The organism is Streptococcus mitis (assembly GCF_000960005.1).
GTDB lineage: Bacteria > Bacillota > Bacilli > Lactobacillales > Streptococcaceae > Streptococcus > Streptococcus mitis_CK.
In genome coordinates this window covers 364,103-389,201 of the sequence record NZ_JYGP01000002.1, presented here as the reverse complement: position 1 = coordinate 389,201, position 25,099 = coordinate 364,103, and the positions used below count along the sequence as shown (strand labels likewise).

The following is a 25,099-nucleotide window of genomic DNA, read 5'->3' as shown; positions in this document are numbered from 1 at the left end:
GAGTTTTTCTGTTTATTTTTAGACTTCCAAAAGTTCTTTCTCTTTGTTGGCAGTCATGTCGTCGATGTGTTTGACAGCATCATCTGTTACTTTTTGAATATCTTTTTCAAGAGTCTTCAATTCGTCTTCAGTGATTTCTTTTGCTTTTTCTTGTTTCTTAGCTTCGTCCATAGCATCGCGACGGATATTGCGGACAGCCACTTTAGCATTCTCACCGACCTTCTTCACTTCTTTAGCAAGGTCACGACGAGTTTCTTCTGTAAGAGCTGGGATAACCAAACGAATAACAGAACCGTCATTAGCTGGTGTGATACCAAGATCAGAGGCATTCAAGGCACGTTCGATGTCTTTTAATGAAGACTTGTCAAATGGTGTCACCAACAAAACACGCGCTTCTGGAATCGTAATTGAAGCAATTTGGTTAAGAGGAGTTTCGACTCCATAGTATTCTACATGTACACGGTCAAGCAAGCTTGCATTAGCACGACCTGCACGGATACCACCAAATTCACGAGCAAGTGATTGGTGAGACTGGGTCATTCTCTCTTTAGCTTTTTCAATAATTGCGTTAGCCATAATCTTTCTTATTCCTTTTCTTCGATATTATTTGAAACTGTTGTTCCGATATTTTCACCAAATACGACACGTTTGATGTTACCTGGTTGGTTCATGTTGAAGACAACCAAGTCAATGTCGTTGTCCATTGAGAGGGTTGAAGCAGTTGAGTCCATGATACGAAGACCTTTGTTGATAACATCACGGTGGGTCAATTCTTCAAACTTAACGGCTGTTTTGTCTTTCTTAGGATCGGCATTGTAAACACCATCGACGCCATTTTTAGCCATAAGGATGGCATCTGCTTCGATTTCAGCTGCACGAAGGGCCGCTGTTGTATCGGTTGAGAAGTAAGGTGAACCAATTCCAGCACCAAAGATAACGATACGGCCTTTTTCAAGGTGACGAAGGGCACGCCCACGGACATAAGGCTCTGCCACTTGTTGCATAGCAATGGCAGTTTGCACACGCGTATCGACACCAACTTGTTGCAATGAATCTGCCATCACAAGAGCATTCATAACAGTCCCAAGCATTCCTGTGTAATCTGCCTGAACGCGGTCCATACCTGCTTCTGCTGCAGGTTCTCCACGCCAGAGATTTCCTCCACCGATAACAAGGGCAATTTCGATACCTAAGCTATGAACTTCTTGAATCTCTTTTGCGATTGTTTGAACTGTTTGGATATCAATCCCTACGCCTCGTTCACCGGCAAGGGCTTCACCTGATAACTTGATTAAAATACGTTTATACTTGGGATTCGCCATTTTCACTCTCCTTTTTTTATCCTACCTATTTTATCACAATTTCTAAGATTTTTATAGTATCATGAGCAATTCTTTCAAAAAAATTAGACAGTCAAAAATTCCTCTAAGTCGGCAAGGGCACGCTCTGCAATTTTTTCATAACGAGCCTTCTTATCACGGATACGCTCGCCTGCCAACTCCTTGATGATCCCAAAATTGACATTCATCGGTTGGAAATGTTTGCTGTCCGCATGGGTGATGTAATGAGCTAAGCTTCCGATAGCCGTCGTCTCTGGGAAAATAGCCTCGCTTTCTCCCTTGAAGAGACGAGCCGCGTTAATGCCAGCTACTAAACCTGATGCCGCTGATTCAACATAGCCTTCCACACCCGTCATCTGACCAGCAAAGAAGAGATTTGGTTGTTTCTTAGAACGGTAAGTCTGCTCAAGAAGATTTGGTGAATCCATGTAAGAATTGCGGTGCATAACACCATAACGGACAAACTCAGCATTTTCAAGACCTGGAATCATTTGGAAGACTCGCTTTTGTTCTCCCCATTTGAGGTGAGTCTGGAAACCAACGATATTGTAGAGGCTACCAGCCGCATTGTCCTGACGCAGCTGAACCACCGCATAAGGTGTTTTAAATTCTCCATCACGAGGTCCTGTGTAGTCGTCCGGATACTCAAGGCCAACTGGTTTCATCGGACCATAAAGCATGGTTTTAATACCACGTTTGGCCATGACTTCGATAGGCATACAGCCCTCAAAATACTTTTCTTTTTCAAAAGAATTCAGCGGCGCTTCTTCCGCATTGACCAAGTCTTCGTGGAAATTCATAAATTCTTGTTTGGTCATGGGAGCGTTGAGATAGGCCGCTTCTCCCTTATCATAACGAGACTTGAGATAGACCTTGCTCATATCGATGGTGTTGACATCGATAATAGGCGCTGCCGCATCGTAGAAATAGAAACCATCGCCGTCATTAAGGGCATGAATCTTTTCAGCCAAGGCATCGCTTGTCAAAGGACCAGTAGCGACAACCGTAATAACATCTGTCGGCAATTCTGTAATTTCATCACGCACTACTTCAATCAAGGGGTGGTTGGCTACTTTCTCAGTTACCATCTGAGAGAAACCATCACGGTCCACCGCAAGCGCCCCTCCTGCTGGAACACGTGTAGCCTCAGCAGATTCCAAGATCACAGAACCCAAGCGACGCATTTCTTCCTTGAGGAGACCCACTGCATTTGTCAAGGCATCCCCACGTAAGGAATTGGAACAAACCAATTCAGCAAAATTATCTGTTTTGTGTTGAGGTGTTGACTTGACACCACGCATTTCATAAAGTTTAACTGGAATACCACGCTCTGCGATTTGGTAGGCTGCTTCTGACCCTGCCAAACCAGCACCGATAACATTGATATAAGATTGAGACACGACACTAATACCTCTTTGGGAGTGTGAAGACAAGGTTCACATTGAAAAAGCCAATCAAACTTAAGAGTTTTCGAGTTTCTTGGCTCAGGCTGAAAAAGTCCACAGGACTTACTTCGCTTTCGAATTTCCTGGCTCAGGCTGAAAAAGTCCACAGGACTTACTTCGCTTTCGAATTTCCTGGCTCAGGCTGAAAAAGTCCCCCGGACTTTTTCACTCCCACAAATCTTTCTATTTTTTCTTCTACTAGTATAACAAAAAAAGGGAAGAAGGCAAACTTCCCTGTTTAGTCATTTTCTTGATTTTCTTCCCAGTCGTGGTAGACAGCGTAGAGCTGACTTTTATTCCACTGGTAAATCTTAGCGACTTCCTTGATAGCTTGGTTTTTCTTCATGCCTTGCTGGATACGGGCTTGGATTTCTAAAAACAAGTCCTCCTCGTCTTTTTCCTCCACATCCTGACTGGCACCTTCAACAATGAGAAGGCATTCTCCCTTAAGTGGCGTTTCAGCAATGCTTTCTAATAACTCAGAAATGATACCTCGTTGGTATTCTTCATAGATTTTGGTCAATTCTCTAACCAATACGACCGAGCGGTCACCATAGACTTCTATCATATTTTCCAACGTATCTGCCACACGATGGGGCGATTCATAGAAAATCTGAGTTTCAGGATAGTCTTTTTTCGAGTCGAAAAATTGCTTCTGCTGGCCTGATTTTCTGGGTAAAAAGCCATAAAAGATATGTGGCTGTGGCGCTAAACCACTGGCAATCAAGGCAGAAATCCCTGCAGAGGCACCCGGAACTGTGACAACTGCAATCTCTTCCTCAATAGCTGCCTTAACCAAATCATGACCAGGGTCTGAGATGCTAGGCAAACCCGCGTCGGATACCTGAGCAATGCTTTGTCCTGCTTTCAGGAAACCAATCAAATCAGGAATCTTTTCCTTGGCATTGTGCTCATGAAAACTAATCTGCTTAGTAGAAATGTCAAAATGCTTGAGCAATAGACCTGTATTGCGCGTGTCCTCAGCAGCAATCCAGTCCACTTCTTTCAAGGTCTGAATAGCTCGAAAGGTCATATCATCTAGATTGCCAATCGGCGTTGCCACTAGGTACAGCTTGCCATAGGGAGACTGCCCCTTAAAACTTTTTTGAATCTGCATGCCTACTCCCTGTATAACAACTCATCACAGAACATACATTCCTCGTCCTGCTCTCGACGTTGTCCATAAAAATCATTACATACGTGAAATCCATCTTTATAAATTCGACGGACACTTTCACGAACATGCTTAGCCTTGACAGGAGCGTCTGCTTCCACCTCACCCAAGCGTTCGCGCAACTTACTATTTTCCAAGCGAAGAGCTGTATTTTCCTCTACCAGGCTCTTGAGATTTTTCTTGATGGCTTCTACATCTGCCAAGGTTACCAATAACTGTTGGGAAAAATCATCCAGCGCGTCAAATAATTCTTTTTTGTCCATAAAACAGCCCTTTCCTTTCTTTATCGTTCATTTTTGAATTTATATTTCTTTCAAGACCAGATATTCCATGGCATTTTGAAAGCTGACATTAGCCTGCCACATTTTTCTAGCTTCTAGCAAATCTTGTAGAATCACTCTTACTCTTGCTTGTAGGATATCTTGTCCACATAGAACTTCAAGAATCCGTAAAACCTGATCTTGTTTTTCCTTGTCATCTGCCAAGCTAGCTAATTTGGCTACTTGAAGATAACTTTCTTTTTTCTTATCTACTAACCAAGTCAGCAGGCGTTCACTTTCATCGACCAAGGTCCAAAAACTTGCCTGATTGGCCAACTTTTCTGCTTCAGCTCGCGATTGACTAAACTGAGCTAAAAGAATCGCTTTTTTCTTGACCAGACCTGCTTGTTCTAATTGATGGATGAGCTTTTCTTCTTGCTTTTTAAAGTGGAAAATCTGCGTCCGACTTCGGATTGTCGGCAAAATCTTTTCCTCATCGCTGGTTAAGAAGAAAATGTAAACCTCACTCTGGGGTTCTTCGATGACCTTGAGCAAAGAATTGGCTGCGTTAGGATGCATTTTCTCAGCTTGCTCGATAATAAAGAACTGTTGCTGGCTTTCAATCCCTGCTTGAGAAAACTGCCCCACCAATTCTCGAATCCGTTCTGTCTTGATGACCTGATTGACTGGCTTAATCAAGGTAACATCTGGAAACTCTCCCTGTTCAATCAGCTTACAATTTCGGCATTTCTCACATGGTAAAACGCCTACTTTATCCGTACAAAAGAGGCTCTTAGCCAAAAATTGCGCCATTTCCAAACTTCCAAAGAAACCTGAAAAAAGATAGGCATGATTGAGCTGGTCTTGCTCCAAGATACGGACAAAGCGGTCAAACTGGGCTGGTTGCCAAGCCTTTAGTTGATCTTGTTTCATTTAGCCAAGTCCATTCTCTCAAACAAAACTGCCTTGGTAGTTTCCACAACTTGCCCCAAAGGAAGACTGGCATCAATCTTGACAATGCGATTTCCTTCTTTGTCCAGAAGAGAAAGGTAGCCTTGACGAACTTTTTTATGCAAGTCCAAACCTTCCAAGTCCAAACGATTGACCTCGCGATTACTATTAGCAGCAATTCGAGCCAGTCCTTCTTCTACCTCGATGTCAAAATAGAGGGTCAAATCGGGTTTAAGGCCATCTGTCGCAAACTGATTGAGCCAATCAATGGCGTCAATATCCAAGCCACGACCAAATCCCTGATAGGCAACGGAACTATCAATAAAACGATCCATAATGACCAACTTGCCAGCTTCAAGTGCTGGAAGAACTTTTTCCACCAAGTGCTGTCTGCGACTAGCAATATAAAGAAGCAACTCTGTCTTCGCATCCATCTGAGTATGACTTGGATCCAGAATCACTTCCCGAATCTTCTCTCCTATCAAGACACCTCCTGGTTCACGGGTCGTCAGTATCTCTACCCCTTTTTCCTCTAAAATTGGGAGCAGAGCCTCTAAAACACTGGTCTTTCCTGCTCCCTCTGGTCCCTCAAGAGAGACTAAAAATCCTTTTGACATTTCTAACTCATTTCTTTTTTACTACTTCTATTCTATCAAAAAAATAGGGGTTTGTGACAATCTTTTTGTCTTCTCATTTAATACTCAATGAAAATCAAAGAGCAAACTAGGAAGCTACCCGCAGGTTGCTCAAAACACTGTTTTGAGGTTGCAGATGTAAGCTGACGCAGTTTGAATTTGATTTTCGAAGAGTATCAACCACCATAAAAGAGGCAGTCAAAGCCACCTCTTATTTACCTAATTCTTGTGTTCGTTTGTAGGCTTTATGAACTGCATCCATGACCGTTCCTCGAAAAGCATGCGCTTCTAGGCTTGCTACACCAGCTATAGTCGAACCGCCCGGGCTACAAACTTGGTCTTTCAAGACCCCAGGATGCTCTTGGCCTTCTAGAACCAATTGTCCAGCACCTACCACAGTTTGAGCCGCCATTTTCAATGCCGTTTCTCGTGGCAATCCCGTCTGAACCCCTGCATCTGCCAAGGCTTCGATAAAGAGATAGACAAAGGCCGGTCCACAGCCTGCAAGACCTGTCGCTGCGTCTATTAAACCTTCTCCTAGTTCAACCAAGAGACCAGCCTTGGCTAAAAGCTGACAAAAGAGTTCACTGTCCTCAGCCCTGCAATTAGAAGACAAGGCATAACTAATCACTCCTTGACCAATAGAAGCAGGGGTATTTGGCATCATACGAATAATTCGGTGTTGACTTGGGATAAGACTTGCTAGTTTTTCTAAAGTCAATCCAGCTGCCATCGAAATCAAAAGAAGACTTGCTCGTTTTTCAAGTATGGTCTGGTATTGAGAAAGCAGTTCAGAAAACTGAGCTGGCTTAACACCTAGAAAAATCACATCTGCTTCTGCGAATATTTCTTCATTACTAGAAGCCTGACCGCCAAAGTCTGCAATGAAAGCATCTACCTTGCCTTGACTACGATTGGCAAGGAGAAGGTCATCACCCGTCTTTGCCTGCAAAACAGCCTTAGCCAGACTAGCCCCCATATTCCCCAAACCGATAAATCCAATCTTCATCTCTTACTCCCTTATCTGCCCATCACCAGCAACCACATACTTGTAGCTGGTCAACTCTTTCAAGCCCATTGGACCACGCGCGTGCAATTTCTGAGTAGAAATTCCCATTTCACAACCCAGACCAAATTGGCCACCATCTGTGAAACGAGTTGAGGCATTGACATAAACCGCTGCAGAGTCCACTTGATCTGTAAAGTAAGCTGCTGCTTCAGCATTTTCCGTCACAATGGCATCCGAATGATGGGTACTGTGAGCCTCAATATGGGCAACCGCTTCTTCTAAACTGCTCACAACCTTAACAGCTAGGACATAATCTAAAAACTCGGTGTCAAAGTCTTGAGCTTCAGCTACTTGACCTGAAACAAACTGACTTGCTTTACTATCCAAGCGGAATTGAATTGGTTCCAGACCAGCTTCTTTTCGATTCGCAACCAGTACTTGCTCCAAGCGAGGAAGGAAGCTTGCTGCCTTGTCTTCATGAACCAGCAGAACCTCCATGGCATTGCAGACAGAAGGACGACTTGTTTTAGCATTATTGATGATAGATAGAGCCTTATCTTCGTCTGCATCCTTATCCACATAGACATGGACAATCCCAGTCCCGGTCTCGATAACAGGTACAATCGCATTCTCAACCACTGCATTGATCAACCCAGCTCCTCCACGTGGAATAAGAAGGTCTAGATAGCCCTTGGCCTTCATCATGGCATAGCTACTTTCACGGCTGGTATCTTCCACCAGCTGAATCACATCTGGGTGAATAGTAGTCGTCTCCAAGCCCTTTTTCAAGGCTGTGACAATGGCATGGGCTGTTTGATAGGCATCCTTACCACTACGAAGAACAACCGCATTCCCACTCTTGAGAGCTAGAGCAGCTGCGTCAGACGTCACATTTGGACGACTTTCATAGATAATACCGATAACACCCATAGCCACACGTTTCTTTGTGATAACCAAACCATTTTCAAGATGGTTGGTTTCTAAAACTTCACCGATTGGATCTGGTAAGGCAACCACTTCACGAATCCCAGTTGCCATCGCTTCTATACGACTTGCATCCAAATAAAGACGATCCAGCATCACATCTGAGATTTTACCCTTAGCAGCTTCCATATCGAGGGTATTGGCCGCTAAAATTTCCTCTGTAGCAGCCACTAAGTGATCAGCCATGGATAACAAGGCTTGGTTTTTTACCTCTTCACTAGCTGTGTTGATTGATTTTTTAACAGCCTGTACCTGTTCAAATTGTTCTTGTGTACTTACCATAGTTTACCTCTAAAATTCTGTAAAGAGTAGTTGGATTTCAGGAGTAATGGAAATCCAGTCATCACGGTGAATCAAGACACCCTTGGCTTTTTGAGAACGCAACATATCCTCCAAAGCAGATGCACCAAATTGCACACGCCCTTTTCCAAGTGATTTTCCACTTTCCTTGTCAAATACTGTCACGATATCACCGTAAGAAAAGGCTCCTTCTGCTTCAACAATACCAGATAAGAGAAGACTCTTCCCATGTTGAGAGAGAGCTTCAGCAGCCCCTTTATCAACCCAAATAGAACCTTGGCTCTGAGCATAGAAGGCTAGCCATTGTTTCTGGGTACGGAGCCCTTTCTCCTGTGCAACAAAGTAGGAACCATCCTTGGTCTCCTCCGCTGCCTCAATCATAGCATCTGACTTCAAGGATGAGCAGATATAAACAGGAACTCCTGATTCTGTCGCAATAGTTGCAGCTTTGATTTTGGTTAACATGCCCCCAGTTCCGTTTGAAGAACCTGCTCCACCGGCCATATCAATAATCTCACGATTGATTGTCTCGATTCGCTCCAAGCATTTGGCTGTTGGATCTGAATGAGGATTCCCAGTATAGAGACCGTCCACATCTGTCAAGAGGACTAAAAGGTCTGCTTGAACCATGGCCGCTACCTGGGCACTCAGAGTGTCATTATCCCCAACCTTGAGTTCATCAATAACGACACTGTCATTCTCGTTGATGATAGGAATTGCCCCACGGCTAAGTAGAACTGACAAAGCCTGATGGGCATTTTTATAACGGCGCTTATCCACAAAGTCATCCTGAGTCAGCAAGATTTGTGCAGAAACGATTTGGCGCAAGAGAAGATTGGTCGTGTATTCTTCCAACAAAAGCCCCTGCCCTACTGCTGCTGAAGCCTGTTTATCAGCAATCTTAGTCGGACGCTTTTTAAATCCTAAGGCTCCAAAACCAGCCGCAATGGCACCTGATGACACCAAAATCAATTCATGACCAGCTTCGTGCAACATAGCCAACTGCTGGGTAATAGCCTTTACCTTACTACGTGATAAACTTCCATCCTCATTCGTCAGAGAAGAAGTCCCCACCTTAAAGACAATCCGTTTGTATTTCATAGTCTCACTCCGATTCTTCATATTTATCCATTATAACATGAATGGCAGGAAATAGAAAAGAGTTGATAGGAAAAAGAAGGCCCTAAAACCTTCTTTTTTACTACTGTTCTGATTCCGATTTGTTTGCAGTCGTTTCAGAGCTTTGTGAAGTTGAAGAAGTCAAATCTTGACTAGTTGAAGAACTTGTAATACTTTCGTGTTGACTCGTTTCTGTATTTTCAAGATCTTTTTTCACTACTTCATTGGATTCTTTTATTTCTGAATTACTTGTGACTTTAGTTGTAACAGATTTCTCTACCGGAACATCCACTAACCAGGCACCACTTGAATCAACAGTATAGCCTTCTGGTGTCTTACCATTCACAAGTAATTGACCATTTTCTTTCAAGAAGTACCATTTATCCTTGTCTTTGATCCAACCCACAGCTCGTGAACCGTCTGTCTTGTAGAAATACCAATCACCTGCCTTTTTAAGCCAGCCTTGCTTCATAGCTCCTGATTCTTCTAGATAGTAATGATGACCAGAAACTTCTATCTCGCCTGTCTTCATGATACCAGTAGAATCCATATAGTACCAGATTTCTTTATCTTTTACCCAACCCGTTTTCATTTCTCCTGATTGAGCAAAGTAATACCATTGCCCCTTATATTGAAGCCAACCTGTCTTCATAGATCCATCGTTTGATAAATAATAGTTCTGACTTCCAGTATTTACCCAACCAATTTCCATCTGATTTTCTTTGTTGAAATAATACCAGCTTCCATTTATTTTTTTCCAATTTTTAGCAGATGCACCAGAGTCTGTCAAATAGAACCAACGATTGTTCCATTTTTTCCATTGATTCTGTAACAAGATACCCGTTTGGTTGAAGTAATACCATTCACCCTTGATCTCATTCCAACCAACTGCATATTCTCCTGTAGAGTCAGGCGCTTGATACCACCAGTTCCCATATGCACTCTTATGCCAACCAGCTTGAAAACTTGGAATCGGCTTGTAGGAAGTTGAAATATTGACAAAACCGTCTTTTCGAATATCAAAAACTGTTGCATCATAGTCTTTGCTGGCTGCGTTGATTCTCTCAATTCCTCGTTCTTTAAGCCAATTGACATACTCACTATCAACACCATTTTTCCAAGGTAAACTATCCGAAGTTTGAACAATCAAACTCGGACTCAAATTTTTAATAAAATCCTTGGTATTTGATTTGTTGGTATCATGGTGATGATTAAACTTCATCAAATCAACTTTTCCAATGAGAGGACCATACTTGTCTTCTGCTCCATGAACATTATCTAAGTCGCCCCCAAGGTAAATTTTCTTACCATTGACTTTTACCACGCTAATCAAAGAATTAGAATTATCATCCCAAATTTTCTTTAATTCACCTGATGAATCAGTTTCATTTTCATAGTTATAGAGTTGAATATCCATGTCTCCAAACTGAAAATGAGCATCCCCTTGTGTGATATTTTGAATAACTGAAACACCTTTTTCAGCGGCAGTCTGTAAAACCTTATCGTAGCCATACAGATTATCCCATAGACGTTCAGAATTAGTAATACGATTATCACTATATTTTTTAAGATAGACTCGGTCAACTGGATAGGTAGACAGTAATTCATCAACATTTCCAATATGGTCACTGTGAGTATGGGTTACCAAAATAAAATCAAGTTTTTGAACACCCAATTCCTTCAAACGACGAAAGACACGGTCTGTTAGAACATGCTTATAAGACGTTTCAATTCCTTCTCTCCATGGATAGCGAGAATCACTTCCATCTGGGAAATCATAATCTTCTCCTGTATCCACCATGGCAAAATGTCCATTGCTTTCAAGAATAATCGCATCACTGCCACCTTCTTGAACATTGATAAAGTGGATTTTATTTCCTGAACTTTCTTGAGCTTGAACATTTCCATACCATGACAAACCTAAAAAAGCGCCTGCAAGTGCTAAACTAGTTAATTTCTTTTTCATTCTTACTTTCTCAATCTCTCCAAGGTTTCCTTAAAAAGCTCTGGAATATCTGCTGTAAATTCCAAGGTCTCACCTGTTCTCGGATGGGTAAATCCTAGCGTCTTGGCATGAAGAAATTGTCCATGTCCTTTCAAAGTCTTGCGAGGACCATAGACTTCATCCCCAGCGACTGGATGACCAATATAAGCCATGTGAACACGGATTTGATGAGTGCGCCCTGTCTCCAGTTGCAACTCCACTAAGCTATAATCGCCAAAGCGTTCCAAAACGTGAAAACGCGTCACTGCTGGCTTACCTTTCGCAGTCACAGCCTGTTTCTTACGGTCTTTTTCACTACGGCCAATCGGTGCTTCAATCACACCACGATCATTTGGTAGATTTCCATGAACAATCGCCCAATATTTACGAAGAGACTTTTTATCCTTCAGTTCTTGGGCAAGTGCTAGATGCGCCTCATCATTTTTAGCAATCATAAGAAGACCTGATGTATCCTTATCAATACGATGAACAATTCCTGGACGCAAAACCCCATTTATACCCGACAAGTCCTTAATATGATACATAAGGGCATTTACCAGAGTTCCACTAGTATGACCAGCACTCGGATGCACAACCATTCCCTGAGGCTTGTTAACGACAGCCACATCCTCATCTTGGTAGATGATTTCTAGCGGAAGATTCTCAGCTACATACTCTAAAACCTCTGGTTCTGGCACATAGTAAGTGACGACATCGCCCTCTTGGACAGTGTATTTAGCTTTCTTGACTTGGCCATTGACCAAGACCTGACCTGATTTGATTTGTTCATTCGCGAGACTGCGTGATAATTCTGTCAAATCCGACAAAGCCTTATCCAAACGCAAGCCACCACTTTCAATTTTAATTTCCATTTATTCCCTCTTTTAACATTGCAATCAATAAAATAATCACTCCAACAGTCAGATAGCTATCTGCCACATTGAAAATTGCAAAATTGATAAAGTCAAGGTGAAACATATCCACAACAAAGCCCTGACTCACCCTGTCAATAAAATTTCCAAGACCACCTGCAATGATCAAGGTCAAACCCAAGACCATCCAGAGTGAGTCCTCCATGTGTTCATGTAGATACCAAATGGCACCTACCATAACGACCAGTGTAATAATAGCAAATAACCACTGCTGGTCTTGTAACATGGAGAAGGCTGCCCCTCGATTTTGCAGGTAGGTCAAACTAACGAAATTGGGAATCCAAGAGCGCACTTCACCCAGTGGAATCTGCTGGACGATATAGGATTTGACCAACTGATCCAGCCCAATCAAAAGCAATACAATGACTGCCACTATTCCTCTTTTTTTCATGATTTCCTCTTCTGATTAAAATATTCTTGCATGACTTCTACGAAGAGAGTCCCAGCTTGACTCAGCTCCACTTCCTCACGTTTAACATAGACCATGCGATTATCCAGGTCATCCTTGAGACGAATAACTGTGATGCCATTGACACTATCACTATCTAAAAATCCGGAACCTGTTGCATAAGCATCCGTCCGCTCCAAAATACCATTCAAGGTGGCACGGTCTGTCACATTAAACATTTGTGAGCTCGCACTAGTATCAACAAAATTCTCTGAATAATAAAGGTACTCGTCTTTCTCTTGAGTGAAACGAACCGTTGGTAAATCTGCTAAATCCTCCATGACCAGTTCCTCTTTCTGAGCCAAAGGATGCCCTTCACGAAGATAAATGTGAGTATGGAAGGGAATCAATTCAATGACCTCCAGACCCAGCTTTTCAACCCGCTGCATGATTCCCTTTTTATTTTGATTGTTGAGGTAGATAATCCCAATCTCACTATGCCCTTGCGCTACTTCATCAAGTATTTGAACTGTAGTAGACTCAAAAATACGGAAGTTCTTATAATCAGGATAGCGCTCTGAAAAGGCAGTAATAGTTGGTGGCAAGAAGTCATAGTGCTGACTGGCAATGGAAAATTCATCCTTTTCTTCCTCAGGATTAGAATACTGATTTTGAAAAATATCAAATCCTTTAACCAATTCTTGAGCTTTTTCATAGAATTCCATACCACGACGGGTCAAGAAAGTCCCTGAGCTGGTCCGACGGAAAATCTTAAAACCCAACTCTTTTTCCAAATCACGAACAGAAATGGACAGACTCGGCTGACTAACATACATCTTCTCAGCAGCTTCACGAAAAGTACCGCTATTCGCAATAGCCACAACGTAGCGTAATTGTTGAATGTTCATCTTCTACCCCCAACTTCTTTATCTTTTCATTATACCATATTTTAGAAGTTTTCCAAAAAGGAAAAAAGTCAGGAAACTTTCAAATCTAAATGAATTCTCTAACATACTAATACAAGAATTAGAATAATGTCTTTTTTCAGTCCTTATCTGATTTCAAACAAATAAAAACAGCAAATCTTGTTGATTTATCGTTTAAAACATGATACAAATTCAACTTCATATAAATTTACGAAAAAAGCCCTCTAAGCTTTACTTCGATCTCTATGAATCAACTAGAAAAAAACTCTTCAATCCTATTAGCCATATCTGGATTTACTTCCCAAATACCAGCATAAGGTTGCTCAATATACTGTTTTTCTTTCATAGTATATAGATAGGCTACACTATCATTTTCTTTATTCTGATGAGTGAATTTGATAATGATGTAATCTTTAACATTTGTCGGTTGATCATTGAAACTCTCCAAAGTTGTAGATTTGGACTGTTTCTGTATCTCCTTAATTAACTTTGAGATTTCTTCTCTCTGGGTTATTGTTTTAACATTTTCAGAGAGTTTTTTCTGAATAGAAATTACAGAAATCGTTTCAGGTTCAGGAAGAATAAGTTTTTTCTTACTGACACAAGCAGATAGAACAAGAAAAGAGATTGAACAGACTATCATGGTGATAAGCTTTTTCATACAGGTTCACTCCTTTCCATATTCCTGCTTCCTTACTCAGATACAATTATAATATCAAATCTTAGCAATTTTTACAATATCTTATTCCCTTATAAAATTCATTATTGTAAAAGTTTTACATTCAACTATTTTTTCATTGTAAAATAAAGTAGCCGATAAATTCTCTTCTTACATAGGGTTTTAAAATATGGGTACCAAAATGGGTATCAAAACAAAAAAAGAGGCTCTCCGAAAACTCGGAAAGCCTTAGTTTATGCTACTTCTAGCTTCCTCGCCTTTATATTTCAAGGCTCGGGATAAAAAGGTTCACTGGACCTTTTTATTTAGCGATTGGGTAAACAGAAACTTGTTTTTTATCGCGTCCTTTACGTTCAAAGCGTACTACGCCTTCAACTTTAGCGAACAAAGTATCGTCTCCACCACGTCCAACGTTTACACCTGGATAGATGTGTGTACCACGTTGACGGTAAAGGATTGATCCACCTGTTACAGTTTGTCCATCAGCTGCTTTAGCTCCAAGACGTTTCGCTTGTGAATCACGTCCGTTTGATGTAGAACCTCCACCTTTTTTGTGGGCGAAAAGTTGCAAGTTGTTAAGAGTCATTTTTAACATAATGTTTTCCTCCGTGTTAGTTTTCTGTGATAACTCTGGTTTGGACGAACTCAGAAGAGTTCTCCGATAAGTTTGCCATACCTAAGAAAAATGATTCAAAGAATAACTGGGTCATTTCTCTCTGGTGTGAAGGAAGATCTTTTGGAATTTCAACCATCAGATAGCCACCTTCATCTTCGTTTAATTCTAGGATTGGTTCATAGCCTGCAAATTTTTCAATGGAATTGATAAAGTTAATGGCAAGCGTAGAAACCGATGCACACACGACATCAAAGCCGTATTCGCCACTCTCGGCGTGTCCAGTAATTTCCGCACTCCTCAGCTCGCCATCTTCGGCTCTCTCAAAGACTGCTTGTATCATGTGTTCTCCTTAAAATTAAGCGTTGATTGCGTTGATGACAACTTTTGTATATGGTTGACGGTGACCTTGTTTACGGTGGCTACCTTTTTTAGGTTTGTACTTGTAAGTAACAACTTTCTTTTGTTTTCCTTGTTTTTCAACAGTTCCAACTACAGTAGCTCCAGCAACAAGTGGAGTTCCGACAACAGTGTTTTCACCACCAACAAGAACAACTTCGTTAAAAGTAACTTCTTGACCAGCTTCAACGTTCAATTTTTCAACGTAAATTGCTTGACCAACTTCAACTTTAACTTGTTTTCCGCCAGTTTTGATAATTGCGTATGTGCTCATTATGCACCTCCTATGATTTTTATGGGTTTCCCCGATTTTTTTGTGAAGACTCGCCTAGCATCGTGGGACAAACCACTTAAACTTGAATAATCAAGCAACGATGTTCGTGCGGTTGCACAGGATCGTGCATAGTCAACTCTTCAAGTATAGCATATCTCCTATTTTCTTACAAGTAATAACACCTAAAATGAAGCTTTTTCTTTTACTTTTTTCCGCCACTTGGCAAAAAGCATGCTGAGGTAAAAAATGCTCATCATAATAGGAACACCAAGAATGGTCTTTTCATGATAGAAAATCGTCAAATAGGCTGAAAAGACAACGCCAAGGACAAAACTACTAAGCAGGCTTACAAAGATAATCCCTTCACGTAAAAAAGGAGTGTGCTTGGTCCGGAAATAATCCCCAAAAGCCAGCATGGTCCGTTTGATATTCCCTGTCATAAAGGCATTATTGTAGGCAATACCCGAAACCTCACCAAAAGCAGTTGTCACCAAGCCCATACAAAAGGCTAATGGCGGTACTAGATAGATATTATCTACAGTTTTCGGCACAAAACCAATAATGATTGATAAGATTGCCAAAGGAATCAGTGACAGAATTGGCTTTTTCACAATTCTCAATTTTTCCTTATAAATCGTTAGTAAAAAGACTCCCATCATAAAAGCTAGTAAAGTCATTACTTTGGCACTGGCATCTGACACATTGTGTTGAATGAGCCCCACTGATAGAAAGACGACATTCCCAGTTTGTCCAGCTACAAGAGTATTCCCTCGCACAATAAACGTATAGGCATCTACATATCCTGCACAAAAAGTCAAAAAAAGCGCTAGCCTCTTAGACTGACGTGATATTTTTCTTATAGGTAACAACCTCATTTTCCCTCCCATTTCATTTACTCGTCTCATTATTGTACCACTTTCTTTTAAAAAGACCTAGTAGCTTATTTGAAATTTTTTACCCTCTGTTGGATAGTCCCGTCTATCTATGTTATAATGAAAGAAGGATTTGAAATCGGAAAAGGAGTAACTATGCTTAAATTAGGTGTCATCGGAACAGGGGCTATCAGCCACCACTTCATAGAAGCAGCCCATTCCAGTGAAGAATACAAGCTGGTCGCAGTCTATTCTAGAAAACTAGAAACTGCGGCAACCTTTGCTTCTCGCTATCAGAATATCCAACTCTTTGATCAAGTAGAGGACTTCTTCAAGAGCTCCTTTGATGTGGTCTATATTGCTAGCCCAAACTCCTTGCATTTTGCTCAGGCAAAAGCTGCATTGACTGTAGGTAAACATGTCATTCTTGAAAAGCCAGCCGTCACTCAGCCACAAGAATGGCTAGATTTGAGACATACAGCTGAGAAAAATCACTGTTTAATATTCGAAGCAGCTCGCAATTACCATGAAAAAGCTTTCACTGTCATCAAAAACTTTTTAGCAGACAAACAAATTTTGGGAGCAGATTTCAACTATGCCAAGTATTCTTCCAAAATGCCTAACTTGTTGGCTGGACTGATACCAAATGTCTTTTCAGATCGTTTTGCTGGTGGAGCGCTTATGGATTTGGGGATTTATCCTCTCTACGCTGCCGTTCGTCTCTTTGAAAAAGCTAAGGATGCAACCTATCAGGCTCAACAGCTTAACAATAGCATTGACCTAAATGGAGACGGAATCCTCTTCTACCCTGACTTTCAAGTTCATATCAAGGCTGGAAAAAACATCACTTCCAATCTTCCTTGCGAAATTTATACAACAGATGGAACCTTGACGCTCAACACCATCGAACATGTCAGCTCAGCTATTTTTACCGACCATCAAGGCAATCAAGTCCAACTCCCTATCCAACAGGCTCCTCATACGATGACTGAGGAAGTCGCTGCATTTGCACACATGATCCAGCAACCAGATCTGAATCTCTACCAAACTTGGCTGGAAGATGCAAGTTCAGTTCATGAGCTACTATATACTATGCGCCAGACTGCTGGCATTAGATTTGAGGCAGAAAAATGAAAACCAAACTACCGACTGAATGGCAAGAACTGAGTGACCAACTCGGTTTCCAAGAATTCACCCCCATTCAAACTCAACTATTTGAGCCCCTTCTTGCTGGAGAAAACCTCCTAGGAGTGAGCCCAACAGGAACTGGTAAGACCCTAGCTTACCTTCTACCAAGTCTTCTCAGACTACAAAAGAAAAAAGCCCAACAACTCTTGATTCTAGCACCAAATACTGAGCTTGCTGGACAGATTTTTGATGTATGTAAAACGTGGGCTGAAGCTATCGGCTTAACTGCCCAACTCTTCTTATCAGGTTCGAGTCAGAAACGACAGATTGAACGCCTAAAAAAAGGACCAGAAATTCTGATTGGAACCCCTGGCCGTATCTTTGAACTGATTAAATTGAAAAAAATCAAGATGATGAACGTAGAAACCATCATCCTGGATGAATTTGACCAATTGCTTGATGATTCTCAAATTCATTTTGTTGAGAAAATCACTCACTACGCACCGCGTGACCACCAACTCATCTACATGAGTGCGACGACCAAGTTTGACCAAGAAAAGATTGCGCCTAACACACGTACCATTGATCTTTCTGACCAAAAATTGGACAACATCCAACATTTCTATATGCAGGTAGATCAACGTCACCGAGTGGATATGCTACGAAAACTGGCTCATGTTGAGGATTTCCGTGGTCTGGTCTTCTTTAACAGCCTATCAGACCTTGGAAGTGCAGAAGAAAAATTACAGTATCGTGATATCTTGGCTGTTTCCCTCGCTAGTGATGTTAATGTCAAATTTAGAAAAGTCATCTTAGAAAAATTTAAAGATAAGCAACTAACCCTACTCCTTGCAACTGACCTTTTGGCTCGTGGAATTGATATCGATAGCCTAGAATGCGTCGTAAACTTTGATGTTCCTAGAGATATTGAAACCTACACTCACCGTGCTGGACGTACTGGCCGTATGGGTAAAGACGGCTATGTTATCACTCTCGTCACTCATCCAGAAGAAATCAAAAAACTTAAGAAGTTTGCAAGTGTACGAGAAATTGTCCTAAAAAATCAAGAACTCTATGTAAAATAAAGCCCTCATTGAGGCTGGGCAAAAAGTCTTTAAAATCAAAAACGCATAATATCAGGTATTGAACCTTGATATTATGCGTTTTATTGTGGGAAATTTTACTTCATTTTCTCCTAAAATTGAGTTTTTATCTAGCCTCTTTTTTGTAAAACTACATAAGATTCGTAGTAAAAAAACTCTCCAACTATTTTATTATACCATATAAATTAATAAATAAATAGACTTGTTTTTTTATTTTTTTGACGTATACTAATAATAGAAAACGCTTAAAATTAAATAAAAGGAGATTTTATGAGGAAAGTAAATAAGGACATTTTATTCTTAACCGGAATCATAGTTTTATGTTTTGGTTTTTTATTATTTCACATCAACCCCTATTATGCTGGACCCGATGAGACACTGAAAGGAAGAATAAATTTATTCTTTTGGCAGCTATATTGGAGACCTATAGGAACTCTCAGTATCCTTTCGGGTTGCATTATGACTTTCAAAGGATTGAAAAAATAATCTTTTGATCATGAAGAATAGACATTTTTTTATGATTAAATTGAAATTATTGTTTTTCTCTGTTCTATCAAATCTATTTTTCTTAGTCACAACATCTACGGTTTTTGCTGATGTCTATCCTTGCACAAATTATGAAATTGTATCTAATCGTGTTGTAAAAGATATCAACACAGGAGAGTTATTGTCATTTTATACGACTGAACTTAGAGACGCCTATTTAGAGTCTAAATCTACGTATCAGACTCGTTCTAATGCAACTGGTGTTGCAGACTATAGAACTAGCTCCTCTCACTCTTATAAGAGCAGCGCTACATCAGGATCTCTAAGTTCAACTGCTTATGGTGGAAAAGCTGGAGCTACCCTAACTTTAAGTGCAGCTGTTAGCTTTTCTGCTCCTGAGTCTGGATTTTGACTTAGTTTAAATCACTCAGTATCCCATAACGTACCACCCTACACTTATGGTTACATCAGGCTAAAAGCATCTTACATAGTAAATGTTCGTAAACTAGAAGTTAGATACTTAGGAACTAACAAATGGGTTCCAGCTGGTGAAACCTCTACTATATCGAATGTTAGTGTTTGGAGCGAACTAGTCACTTGAAAATAACTTATTAGATGGATCTGGACTTTATCAGGTCTATCTTTTTATTTTTTTAAAAAAAGAACCTTGCAAAGCAAGATTCTTTTAGTGTCTGACTTAAATAATTGTTCTTCTGGGAACTAAATCGAATTAAGCTTCGATTTCTGTAACCATACCTGAACCAACAGTACGTCCACCCTCACGGATAGAGAATGTAGTACCTTGTTCTACGGCGATTGGGTGGATCAACTCAACGTCGATTGTCACGTTATCACCAGGCATTACCATTTCAGTACCTGCTGGAAGTTCGATTGAACCTGTAACGTCAGTAGTACGGAAGTAGAATTGTGGACGGTAGTTGTTGAAGAATGGAGTGTGACGTCCACCTTCTTCTTTAGTAAGGATGTAGACTTCACCTTTGAATTTAGTGTGTGGGTTGATTGAACCTGGTTTAGCGATAACTTGTCCACGTTCGATTTCATCACGTTGAACACCACGAAGAAGGACACCTACGTTATCTCCGGCAAGACCTTCGTCAAGTTGTTTACGGAACATTTCAACACCAGTAACAACTGCTTTTTGAGTTTCTTCTTTGATACCAACGATTTCGATTTCGTCGTTGACTTTAACGATACCACGGTCGATACGTCCTGAAGCAACTGTACCACGTCCAGTGATTGAGAATACATCTTCGACTGGAAGAAGCAATGGTTTGTCAGTGTCACGTTCTGGTTCTGGGATGTACTCATCAACTGTGTTCATCAATTCCATAACGATGTCTTCGTATTTAGTGTCACCTTCAAGAGCTTTAAGAGCTGAACCTTGGATAACTGGAAGATCGTCACCTGGGAAGTCGTATTCTGACAATAGGTCACGGATTTCCATTTCAACCAATTCAAGCAATTCTTCGTCGTCAACCAAGTCAACTTTGTTCATGAAGACGATAAGGTGTTTAACACCAACCTGACGTGAAAGAAGGATGTGCTCACGAGTTTGTGGCATTGGTCCGTCAGTTGAAGCTACTACAAGGATAGCTCCGTCCATTTGAGCGGCACCAGTGATCATGTTTTTAACGTAGTCCGCGTGTCCTGGAGCGTCGATGTGAGCGTAGTGACGTTTTTCAGTTTCGTACTCAACGTGCGCAGTGTTGATAGTGATACCGCGTTCGCGTTCTTCTGGAGCAGCATCGATAGACGCATAGTCTTTAGGTTGGTTAACTGATGAAGGCAAGCGACGTGCCAAAACAGTTGTGATAGCTGCAGTTAGGGTAGTTTTACCGTGGTCAACGTGTCCGATAGTACCAATGTTAACGTGTGGTTTACTACGATCGTATTTTTCTTTTGCCATTTGAGTAAAAGCCTCCAATAAAATATATTTTATAGATAGACAGTAGGCAATACAGTCTAACTTTCCTTACTATTTTATCAAATTTCAGCTAAATTGCAAGTGTTTTACAAAGTTTTTGTGAATTATTCTTAATCTGCTAATCTAAACGGTATTTCTACTCCCATCACTTCTTTAATGAAAAAGAAAAATCAGGAATATCCTGACTTTTACTTAGCTAATTGTCTTTCTCGTTCTTTCATTATTTTATGATTTTCATACAAACGTGATAAAAACTTAGAAATTTCTTTTAAGATAGAATAGGTTGGTACTGCAACAATCATACCAATGACACCATAGATATTACTTGATAACAAAAGTAATACTAAAATCGTAATTGGATGGACTTTCATCACTCCACCAACGATTCGAGGGTAGAGGATATTTCCATCCACTTGTTGAATAATCAGCATATAAATAACTGCAATCAGCATTCTATGGGGATCAGTAAAGACATTTGCGATAATCATCGGAATCAGACCAATACTTGGGCCTACATAAGGAATGAGATTGGCTAATCCTGAAAAGATAGCGAAGACCAAAGCGTATTTCAAACCGATTACGCTATATCCGATAAAAGCCAAACAACCAATAATAATCGCATCAATGGCAACTCCACTAATATATCGAGCGATTGTAGCATTCAAATTTTTTAAAAGACCTGTAATATGCAACTTATCTCGCTTTAAAACAGTACGCTCAAGCATCGGCAAGAATTTGTGGCCATCTAACAAAAAATAAATTAAAAATACAGGTGTCATGATAATAATCAAAACAGTACTAAAGAGCGCAGATAAGACACTTCCAACACTATTCGTTACACTATTTAGGATATTCTGTAGAATATCTACATAAGAGAGATTTAACTGTTGAATAGTCGCTTGAATATCTAAATTTTGAAAGGCTGGATAAGTGGATAAATCGATAATCAAATCTTGCAGACGACTGTAGATTGTCTGACTTGTAGCAATCAAACTTGTCAGCTGATTAATCAAAATCGGTAAAAGATAAACGACCCCAATAACTATACCCCAGACCAAGGCACACAAGGTTAGTAGAATACCAATGATACGGTTAATTTTGAAATACTTTTGTAAAAAATTTACAATAGGATTGGTCAAGTAATATAAAAAACCACCTAAAAGAAAGGGAATCATTATAGTGTTTGCGACGCTTACAAAAGGTGTAATAATCGCTCCCATCTCTCTCCATAAATAAAAGATAATGGTTAATAGTAAAATCTCACTGGTCCAAAAAAATAATTTATTCTTACGAAACATGAGGTACCTCCATTCATCTATTTTACCACACTTTCAAAAAAGCTTCTTTCTTATATCATGAAACTGGGAATATTTTTTTCTTTATGATAGAATAAACTTACTATGAAAAAAATAATTTTAACTCTTTTAAGCCTTTCCGTTATTGGCTCAGCATCTACTGTTGCTGCTCAAGATTTTAATATTGCTGCTAAACATGCAATTGCCGTTGAGGCAAATACTGGTAAAATTCTCTATGAGAAAGATGCAACCCAGCCAGTTGAAATTGCTTCAATCACAAAGTTAATTACTGTTTATCTTGTCTATGAAGCCTTGGAAAACGGCAGTATTACACTATCAACTCCGGTAGATATCTCTGATTATCCATACAAATTAACGACAAATTCTGAAGCGAGTAACGTTCCTATGGAGGCTCGTAATTATACCGTCGAACAACTACTTGAAGCAACACTGGTATCTAGTGCCAACAGTGCGGCTATTGCCCTAGCTGAGAAAATTGCTGGCTCAGAAAAAGATTTCGTCGATATGATGCGGGCAAAACTCTTAGAATGGGGAATTCAGGATGCCACTGTTGTCAATACGACTGGTCTTAACAATGAGACTCTAGGGGATAATATTTACCCAGGATCTAAAAAAGATGAGGAAAATAAGCTCAGTGCTTATGATGTCGCTATCGTTGCTCGCAATCTCATCAAAAAATACCCACAAGTCTTGGAAATCACGAAAAAACCTTCTTCTACTTTTGCTGGAATGACAATCACTTCAACCAACTACATGTTAGAAGGCATGCCTGCTTACCGCGGTGGTTTTGATGGCCTTAAGACAGGAACAACAGACAAAGCTGGAGAATCTTTTGTTGGTACTACTGTCGAAAAAGGGATGAGGGTCATCACAGTTGTTTTGAATGCAGATCATCAAGACAATAATCCTTACGCTCGCTTCACAGCTACTTCTTCACTAATGGATTATATCTCTTCTACATTCACACTTCGCAAAATCGTTCAGAAAGGTGATGCCTATCAAGATAGTAAAGCCCCTGTACAAGATGGAAAAGAAGATACAGTCACTGCCGTTGCCAAAGATGATATCTCTCTAATTGAACGTGTTGGGGGACAATCGTCCCAAACAATTCAATTCACACCTGATTCTAAAGCAATCCCAGCACCACTTGAAGCCGGAACAGTGGTTGGACATTTGACTTATGAAGACAATGATTTGATTGGTCAAGGTTACATCACTACAGAACGTCCTAGTTTTGAAATGGTAGCAGAAAAGAAAGTTGAAAAAGCCTTCTTCTTAAAAGTTTGGTGGAATCAGTTTATCCGCTTCATCAACGAAAAATTATAAAAAAATCGCGATTTTAAACCGCGATTTTTTTGTTACAAGTTCATCTTCAAGATCCTTGATTGGGGGTAAATCTAAAAACAAATTTTACCCAACTGACCCTTCCATTTCATAGCTAATCAAGCGGTTCAGCTCAACTGCATATTCCATTGGAAGTTCTTTTGTGAAGGGCTCTACAAATCCCATAACAATCATTTCTGTCGCTTCTGATTCTGACAATCCACGGCTCATGAGGTAATAGAGTTGCTCTTCTGAAATCTTAGATACCTTAGCTTCGTGTTCCAAAGCGACTTGTGAGTTGTGAATTTCGTTAAACGGAATGGTATCTGATGCCGACAAGTCATCCATGATAATGGTATCACACTCGATGTGAGAGACAGATTTCTTAGAGTTTTTATTAAAGGTTACTTGTCCACGATAGTCAACCTTTCCTCCACCTTTAGCGATGGATTTAGACACGATAGACGAGCTTGTATGTGGAGCGTTGTGGATCATCTTAGCTCCAGTATCCTGGTGTTGCCCTGCATTGGCAAAAGCGATAGAGAGCATGGTACCACGCGCCCCTTCTCCATCAAGGTAAACAGATGGGTATTTCATGGTAGTCTTTGCACCCAAGTTACCATCAATCCACTCAACAGTGGCATCTTTTTGAGCTTTAGCACGTTTGGTTACCAAGTTATAGACATTATCAGACCAGTTTTGGATAGTCGTATAACGCATATAAGCACCATCTAAGGCAAAAATTTCTACGATGGCAGCATGCAAGCTGTTACTTGAATAAGTTGGCGCTGTACATCCTTCTACATAATGGACACTTGCTCCCTCATCAACAATAATCAAGGTACGTTCAAACTGACCAGTATTTTCGTTGTTGATACGGAAGTAAGTTTGAAGAGGAATATCTACCTTGACCCCTTTTGGTACGTAGATAAAGGTTCCACCAGACCATACTGCTGAGTTAAGGGCAGCCAACTTGTTATCTGTCGGCGGTACCAACTTAGCGAAGTATTGTTTAAATAAGTCTGGGTATTCCTTGAGGGCAGAATCTGTATCTGTAAAGATAATCCCCAATTTCTGGAACTCTTCCTTCATGTTGTGGTAAACCACTTCTGACTCGTACTGGGCAGAAGCACCGGCTAGATAAGCACGCTCAGCTTCAGGAATCCCGATACGTTCAAAGGTTTCTTTGATTTTTTCGGGAACTTCATCCCATGAACGAGCTGGTTTATCAGATGGTTTTTGGTAGTAGATCAAGTCATCAAAATCAATCTCTGACAAGTCCGCTCCCCAAGTTTGCATGGGCATTTTTTTGAAGGTTTCATAAGACTTCAAACGGAATTCTAGCATCCACTCAGGTTCTCCCTTAGCAGCTGATAGTTCACGAATGACATCTTCATTCAATCCTTTTCCTGTCGATAGGACAGGCTCTACATCATCATGGAAACCAAATTTATATTCACCAAGGTCAATTGGTTTTGGTTCTACTCTTTCTTCAGCCATAATATCCTTTCTTT

26 protein-coding genes, 1 pseudogene and 1 other annotated feature are annotated in these 25,099 nt (G+C 40.5%); of the genes and pseudogenes, 5 read left to right on the top strand and 22 right to left on the bottom strand.

Annotated features, from left to right (window positions below; genetic code table 11):
* Nucleotides 1-18: 18 nt before the first annotated feature.
* The 14 genes from frr to TZ90_RS03235 form a co-directional block, all read right to left on the bottom strand.
* Nucleotides 19-576 (bottom strand): ribosome recycling factor, encoded by a 558-nt coding sequence (gene frr, locus TZ90_RS03300; RefSeq protein ID WP_001262225.1) that lies wholly within the window; start codon nucleotides 574-576, stop codon nucleotides 19-21.
* An 8-nt stretch (nucleotides 577-584) separates the two neighbouring features.
* Complete coding sequence (gene pyrH / locus TZ90_RS03295; protein ID WP_000002996.1) at nucleotides 585-1,322, bottom strand: UMP kinase; 738 nt, start codon at nucleotides 1,320-1,322, stop codon at nucleotides 585-587.
* 83 nt (nucleotides 1,323-1,405) lie between these two features.
* Nucleotides 1,406-2,740, bottom strand: a complete 1,335-nt coding sequence (gene trmFO / locus TZ90_RS03290; protein ID WP_045611455.1) for a methylenetetrahydrofolate--tRNA-(uracil(54)-C(5))-methyltransferase (FADH(2)-oxidizing) TrmFO — start codon at nucleotides 2,738-2,740, stop codon at nucleotides 1,406-1,408.
* Between the two features lie 283 nt (nucleotides 2,741-3,023).
* The gene (rsmI, locus tag TZ90_RS03285) at nucleotides 3,024-3,902 is read right to left on the bottom strand and encodes a 16S rRNA (cytidine(1402)-2'-O)-methyltransferase (protein WP_045611454.1); all 879 of its coding nucleotides are present in this window, start codon (nucleotides 3,900-3,902) and stop codon (nucleotides 3,024-3,026) included.
* Between the two features lie 2 nt (nucleotides 3,903-3,904).
* Entirely contained in the window at nucleotides 3,905-4,222 is a 318-nt protein-coding gene (gene yabA / locus TZ90_RS03280; RefSeq protein ID WP_000358227.1) for a DNA replication initiation control protein YabA, read from the bottom strand.
* Between the two features lie 39 nt (nucleotides 4,223-4,261).
* On the bottom strand, nucleotides 4,262-5,152 hold the full coding sequence (locus TZ90_RS03275) for a DNA polymerase III subunit delta' (protein WP_045611452.1): 891 nt from the start codon (nucleotides 5,150-5,152) through the stop codon (nucleotides 4,262-4,264).
* On the bottom strand, nucleotides 5,149-5,787 hold the full coding sequence (tmk, locus tag TZ90_RS03270) for a dTMP kinase (protein ID WP_045611451.1): 639 nt from the start codon (nucleotides 5,785-5,787) through the stop codon (nucleotides 5,149-5,151). The genes TZ90_RS03275 and tmk overlap by 4 nt, the downstream gene beginning before the upstream one ends.
* Before the next feature lie 229 nt (nucleotides 5,788-6,016).
* The gene (gene proC, locus TZ90_RS03265; protein WP_045611449.1) at nucleotides 6,017-6,814 is read right to left on the bottom strand and encodes a pyrroline-5-carboxylate reductase; all 798 of its coding nucleotides are present in this window, start codon (nucleotides 6,812-6,814) and stop codon (nucleotides 6,017-6,019) included.
* Nucleotides 6,815-6,817: 3 nt separating this feature from the next.
* Nucleotides 6,818-8,080 carry a glutamate-5-semialdehyde dehydrogenase gene (locus tag TZ90_RS03260; RefSeq protein WP_045611448.1) on the bottom strand — a complete coding sequence of 421 codons (1,263 nt, stop codon included), beginning with the start codon at nucleotides 8,078-8,080 and terminating at the stop codon, nucleotides 6,818-6,820.
* A gap of 9 nt (nucleotides 8,081-8,089) precedes the next feature.
* Nucleotides 8,090-9,199: a glutamate 5-kinase gene (gene proB, locus TZ90_RS03255; protein WP_045611445.1), complete on the bottom strand. Its 1,110-nt coding sequence runs from the start codon at nucleotides 9,197-9,199 to the stop codon at nucleotides 8,090-8,092.
* A 100-nt stretch (nucleotides 9,200-9,299) separates the two neighbouring features.
* Nucleotides 9,300-11,183 (bottom strand): phosphorylcholine esterase CbpE, encoded by a 1,884-nt coding sequence (cbpE, locus tag TZ90_RS03250; protein ID WP_045611443.1) that lies wholly within the window; start codon nucleotides 11,181-11,183, stop codon nucleotides 9,300-9,302.
* A gap of 2 nt (nucleotides 11,184-11,185) precedes the next feature.
* Nucleotides 11,186-12,073 (bottom strand): RluA family pseudouridine synthase, encoded by an 888-nt coding sequence (locus TZ90_RS03245; RefSeq protein ID WP_045611442.1) that lies wholly within the window; start codon nucleotides 12,071-12,073, stop codon nucleotides 11,186-11,188.
* Nucleotides 12,063-12,524 carry a signal peptidase II gene (gene lspA / locus TZ90_RS03240; RefSeq protein WP_045611440.1) on the bottom strand — a complete coding sequence of 154 codons (462 nt, stop codon included), beginning with the start codon at nucleotides 12,522-12,524 and terminating at the stop codon, nucleotides 12,063-12,065. The genes TZ90_RS03245 and lspA overlap by 11 nt, the downstream gene beginning before the upstream one ends.
* Nucleotides 12,521-13,429 (bottom strand): LysR family transcriptional regulator, encoded by a 909-nt coding sequence (locus tag TZ90_RS03235; RefSeq protein WP_045611437.1) that lies wholly within the window; start codon nucleotides 13,427-13,429, stop codon nucleotides 12,521-12,523. The genes lspA and TZ90_RS03235 overlap by 4 nt, the downstream gene beginning before the upstream one ends.
* Here TZ90_RS03235 and TZ90_RS10485 point away from each other — a divergent pair.
* Nucleotides 13,422-13,496: pseudogene (locus TZ90_RS10485) on the top strand (AraC family transcriptional regulator); the annotation flags it as partial. The gene TZ90_RS03235 and the pseudogene TZ90_RS10485 overlap by 8 nt on opposite strands.
* 201 nt (nucleotides 13,497-13,697) lie before the next feature.
* Here TZ90_RS10485 and TZ90_RS03230 read toward each other — a convergent pair.
* From TZ90_RS03230 to TZ90_RS03210, 5 genes are all read right to left on the bottom strand, one after another.
* Nucleotides 13,698-14,108, bottom strand: a complete 411-nt coding sequence (locus TZ90_RS03230; RefSeq protein WP_045611436.1) for a DUF5301 domain-containing protein — start codon at nucleotides 14,106-14,108, stop codon at nucleotides 13,698-13,700.
* Between the two features lie 319 nt (nucleotides 14,109-14,427).
* The gene (rpmA, locus tag TZ90_RS03225) at nucleotides 14,428-14,721 is read right to left on the bottom strand and encodes a 50S ribosomal protein L27 (protein ID WP_000916509.1); all 294 of its coding nucleotides are present in this window, start codon (nucleotides 14,719-14,721) and stop codon (nucleotides 14,428-14,430) included.
* 16 nt (nucleotides 14,722-14,737) lie between these two features.
* Entirely contained in the window at nucleotides 14,738-15,082 is a 345-nt protein-coding gene (locus TZ90_RS03220; RefSeq protein ID WP_000613694.1) for a ribosomal-processing cysteine protease Prp, read from the bottom strand.
* Nucleotides 15,083-15,097: 15 nt separating this feature from the next.
* Nucleotides 15,098-15,412, bottom strand: a complete 315-nt coding sequence (gene rplU / locus TZ90_RS03215) for a 50S ribosomal protein L21 (protein WP_000109137.1) — start codon at nucleotides 15,410-15,412, stop codon at nucleotides 15,098-15,100.
* Nucleotides 15,413-15,448: 36 nt separating this feature from the next.
* Nucleotides 15,449-15,536, bottom strand: a sequence feature (ribosomal protein L21 leader region).
* Nucleotides 15,537-15,594: 58 nt separating this feature from the next.
* Nucleotides 15,595-16,299 carry a YoaK family protein gene (locus tag TZ90_RS03210; protein ID WP_080890721.1) on the bottom strand — a complete coding sequence of 235 codons (705 nt, stop codon included), beginning with the start codon at nucleotides 16,297-16,299 and terminating at the stop codon, nucleotides 15,595-15,597.
* 141 nt (nucleotides 16,300-16,440) lie between these two features.
* On the opposite strand from TZ90_RS03210, the gene TZ90_RS03205 reads away from it, so the two are divergent.
* From TZ90_RS03205 to TZ90_RS03190, 3 genes are all read left to right on the top strand, one after another.
* Entirely contained in the window at nucleotides 16,441-17,418 is a 978-nt protein-coding gene (locus TZ90_RS03205; protein ID WP_045611433.1) for a Gfo/Idh/MocA family protein, read from the top strand.
* On the top strand, nucleotides 17,415-18,497 hold the full coding sequence (locus TZ90_RS03200; protein ID WP_045611430.1) for a DEAD/DEAH box helicase: 1,083 nt from the start codon (nucleotides 17,415-17,417) through the stop codon (nucleotides 18,495-18,497). The genes TZ90_RS03205 and TZ90_RS03200 overlap by 4 nt, the downstream gene beginning before the upstream one ends.
* Nucleotides 18,498-19,032: 535 nt before the next feature.
* Nucleotides 19,033-19,413 (top strand): hypothetical protein, encoded by a 381-nt coding sequence (locus tag TZ90_RS03190; protein WP_223330095.1) that lies wholly within the window; start codon nucleotides 19,033-19,035, stop codon nucleotides 19,411-19,413.
* A gap of 318 nt (nucleotides 19,414-19,731) precedes the next feature.
* Here TZ90_RS03190 and tuf read toward each other — a convergent pair whose 3' ends face one another.
* Both tuf and TZ90_RS03180 read right to left on the bottom strand, forming a co-directional pair.
* Nucleotides 19,732-20,928, bottom strand: coding sequence for an elongation factor Tu (gene tuf, locus TZ90_RS03185; RefSeq protein ID WP_001040726.1), 1,197 nt, complete (start codon nucleotides 20,926-20,928; stop codon nucleotides 19,732-19,734).
* A 206-nt stretch (nucleotides 20,929-21,134) separates the two neighbouring features.
* Complete coding sequence (locus TZ90_RS03180) at nucleotides 21,135-22,244, bottom strand: AI-2E family transporter (RefSeq protein ID WP_045611429.1); 1,110 nt, start codon at nucleotides 22,242-22,244, stop codon at nucleotides 21,135-21,137.
* A 102-nt stretch (nucleotides 22,245-22,346) separates the two neighbouring features.
* Between TZ90_RS03180 and pbp3 the strand changes: the two genes are divergently transcribed.
* A complete protein-coding gene (pbp3, locus tag TZ90_RS03175) occupies nucleotides 22,347-23,588 on the top strand; it encodes a D-alanyl-D-alanine carboxypeptidase PBP3 (protein WP_045611427.1) in 1,242 nt (413 codons plus the stop codon).
* 84 nt (nucleotides 23,589-23,672) lie between these two features.
* Here pbp3 and sufB read toward each other — a convergent pair whose 3' ends face one another.
* Nucleotides 23,673-25,085 carry a Fe-S cluster assembly protein SufB gene (gene sufB / locus TZ90_RS03170; RefSeq protein WP_000797054.1) on the bottom strand — a complete coding sequence of 471 codons (1,413 nt, stop codon included), beginning with the start codon at nucleotides 25,083-25,085 and terminating at the stop codon, nucleotides 23,673-23,675.
* Between the last annotated feature and the right edge of the window lie 14 nt (nucleotides 25,086-25,099).

Bases quoted from the DNA above. Each gene is read 5' to 3' on its own strand.
- frr (WP_001262225.1), bottom strand. From the start codon at position 576: ATGGCTAACGCAATTATTGAAAAAGCTAAAGAGAGAATGACCCAGTCT.
- pyrH (WP_000002996.1), bottom strand. From the start codon at position 1,322: ATGGCGAATCCCAAGTATAAACGTATTTTAATCAAGTTATCAGGTGAA.
- rsmI (WP_045611454.1), bottom strand. From the start codon at position 3,902: ATGCAGATTCAAAAAAGTTTTAAGGGGCAGTCTCCCTATGGCAAGCTG.
- yabA (WP_000358227.1), bottom strand. From the start codon at position 4,222: ATGGACAAAAAAGAATTATTTGACGCGCTGGATGATTTTTCCCAACAG.
- TZ90_RS03275 (WP_045611452.1), bottom strand. From the start codon at position 5,152: ATGAAACAAGATCAACTAAAGGCTTGGCAACCAGCCCAGTTTGACCGC.
- tmk (WP_045611451.1), bottom strand. From the start codon at position 5,787: ATGTCAAAAGGATTTTTAGTCTCTCTTGAGGGACCAGAGGGAGCAGGA.
- proC (WP_045611449.1), bottom strand. From the start codon at position 6,814: ATGAAGATTGGATTTATCGGTTTGGGGAATATGGGGGCTAGTCTGGCT.
- TZ90_RS03260 (WP_045611448.1), bottom strand. From the start codon at position 8,080: ATGGTAAGTACACAAGAACAATTTGAACAGGTACAGGCTGTTAAAAAA.
- proB (WP_045611445.1), bottom strand. From the start codon at position 9,199: ATGAAATACAAACGGATTGTCTTTAAGGTGGGGACTTCTTCTCTGACG.
- cbpE (WP_045611443.1), bottom strand. From the start codon at position 11,183: ATGAAAAAGAAATTAACTAGTTTAGCACTTGCAGGCGCTTTTTTAGGT.
- TZ90_RS03245 (WP_045611442.1), bottom strand. From the start codon at position 12,073: ATGGAAATTAAAATTGAAAGTGGTGGCTTGCGTTTGGATAAGGCTTTG.
- lspA (WP_045611440.1), bottom strand. From the start codon at position 12,524: ATGAAAAAAAGAGGAATAGTGGCAGTCATTGTATTGCTTTTGATTGGG.
- TZ90_RS03235 (WP_045611437.1), bottom strand. From the start codon at position 13,429: ATGAACATTCAACAATTACGCTACGTTGTGGCTATTGCGAATAGCGGT.
- TZ90_RS03230 (WP_045611436.1), bottom strand. From the start codon at position 14,108: ATGAAAAAGCTTATCACCATGATAGTCTGTTCAATCTCTTTTCTTGTT.
- rpmA (WP_000916509.1), bottom strand. From the start codon at position 14,721: ATGTTAAAAATGACTCTTAACAACTTGCAACTTTTCGCCCACAAAAAA.
- TZ90_RS03220 (WP_000613694.1), bottom strand. From the start codon at position 15,082: ATGATACAAGCAGTCTTTGAGAGAGCCGAAGATGGCGAGCTGAGGAGT.
- rplU (WP_000109137.1), bottom strand. From the start codon at position 15,412: ATGAGCACATACGCAATTATCAAAACTGGCGGAAAACAAGTTAAAGTT.
- TZ90_RS03210 (WP_080890721.1), bottom strand. From the start codon at position 16,299: ATGGGAGGGAAAATGAGGTTGTTACCTATAAGAAAAATATCACGTCAG.
- TZ90_RS03205 (WP_045611433.1), top strand. From the start codon at position 16,441: ATGCTTAAATTAGGTGTCATCGGAACAGGGGCTATCAGCCACCACTTC.
- TZ90_RS03200 (WP_045611430.1), top strand. From the start codon at position 17,415: ATGAAAACCAAACTACCGACTGAATGGCAAGAACTGAGTGACCAACTC.
- TZ90_RS03190 (WP_223330095.1), top strand. From the start codon at position 19,033: ATGATTAAATTGAAATTATTGTTTTTCTCTGTTCTATCAAATCTATTT.
- tuf (WP_001040726.1), bottom strand. From the start codon at position 20,928: ATGGCAAAAGAAAAATACGATCGTAGTAAACCACACGTTAACATTGGT.
- TZ90_RS03180 (WP_045611429.1), bottom strand. From the start codon at position 22,244: ATGTTTCGTAAGAATAAATTATTTTTTTGGACCAGTGAGATTTTACTA.
- pbp3 (WP_045611427.1), top strand. From the start codon at position 22,347: ATGAAAAAAATAATTTTAACTCTTTTAAGCCTTTCCGTTATTGGCTCA.
- sufB (WP_000797054.1), bottom strand. From the start codon at position 25,085: ATGGCTGAAGAAAGAGTAGAACCAAAACCAATTGACCTTGGTGAATAT.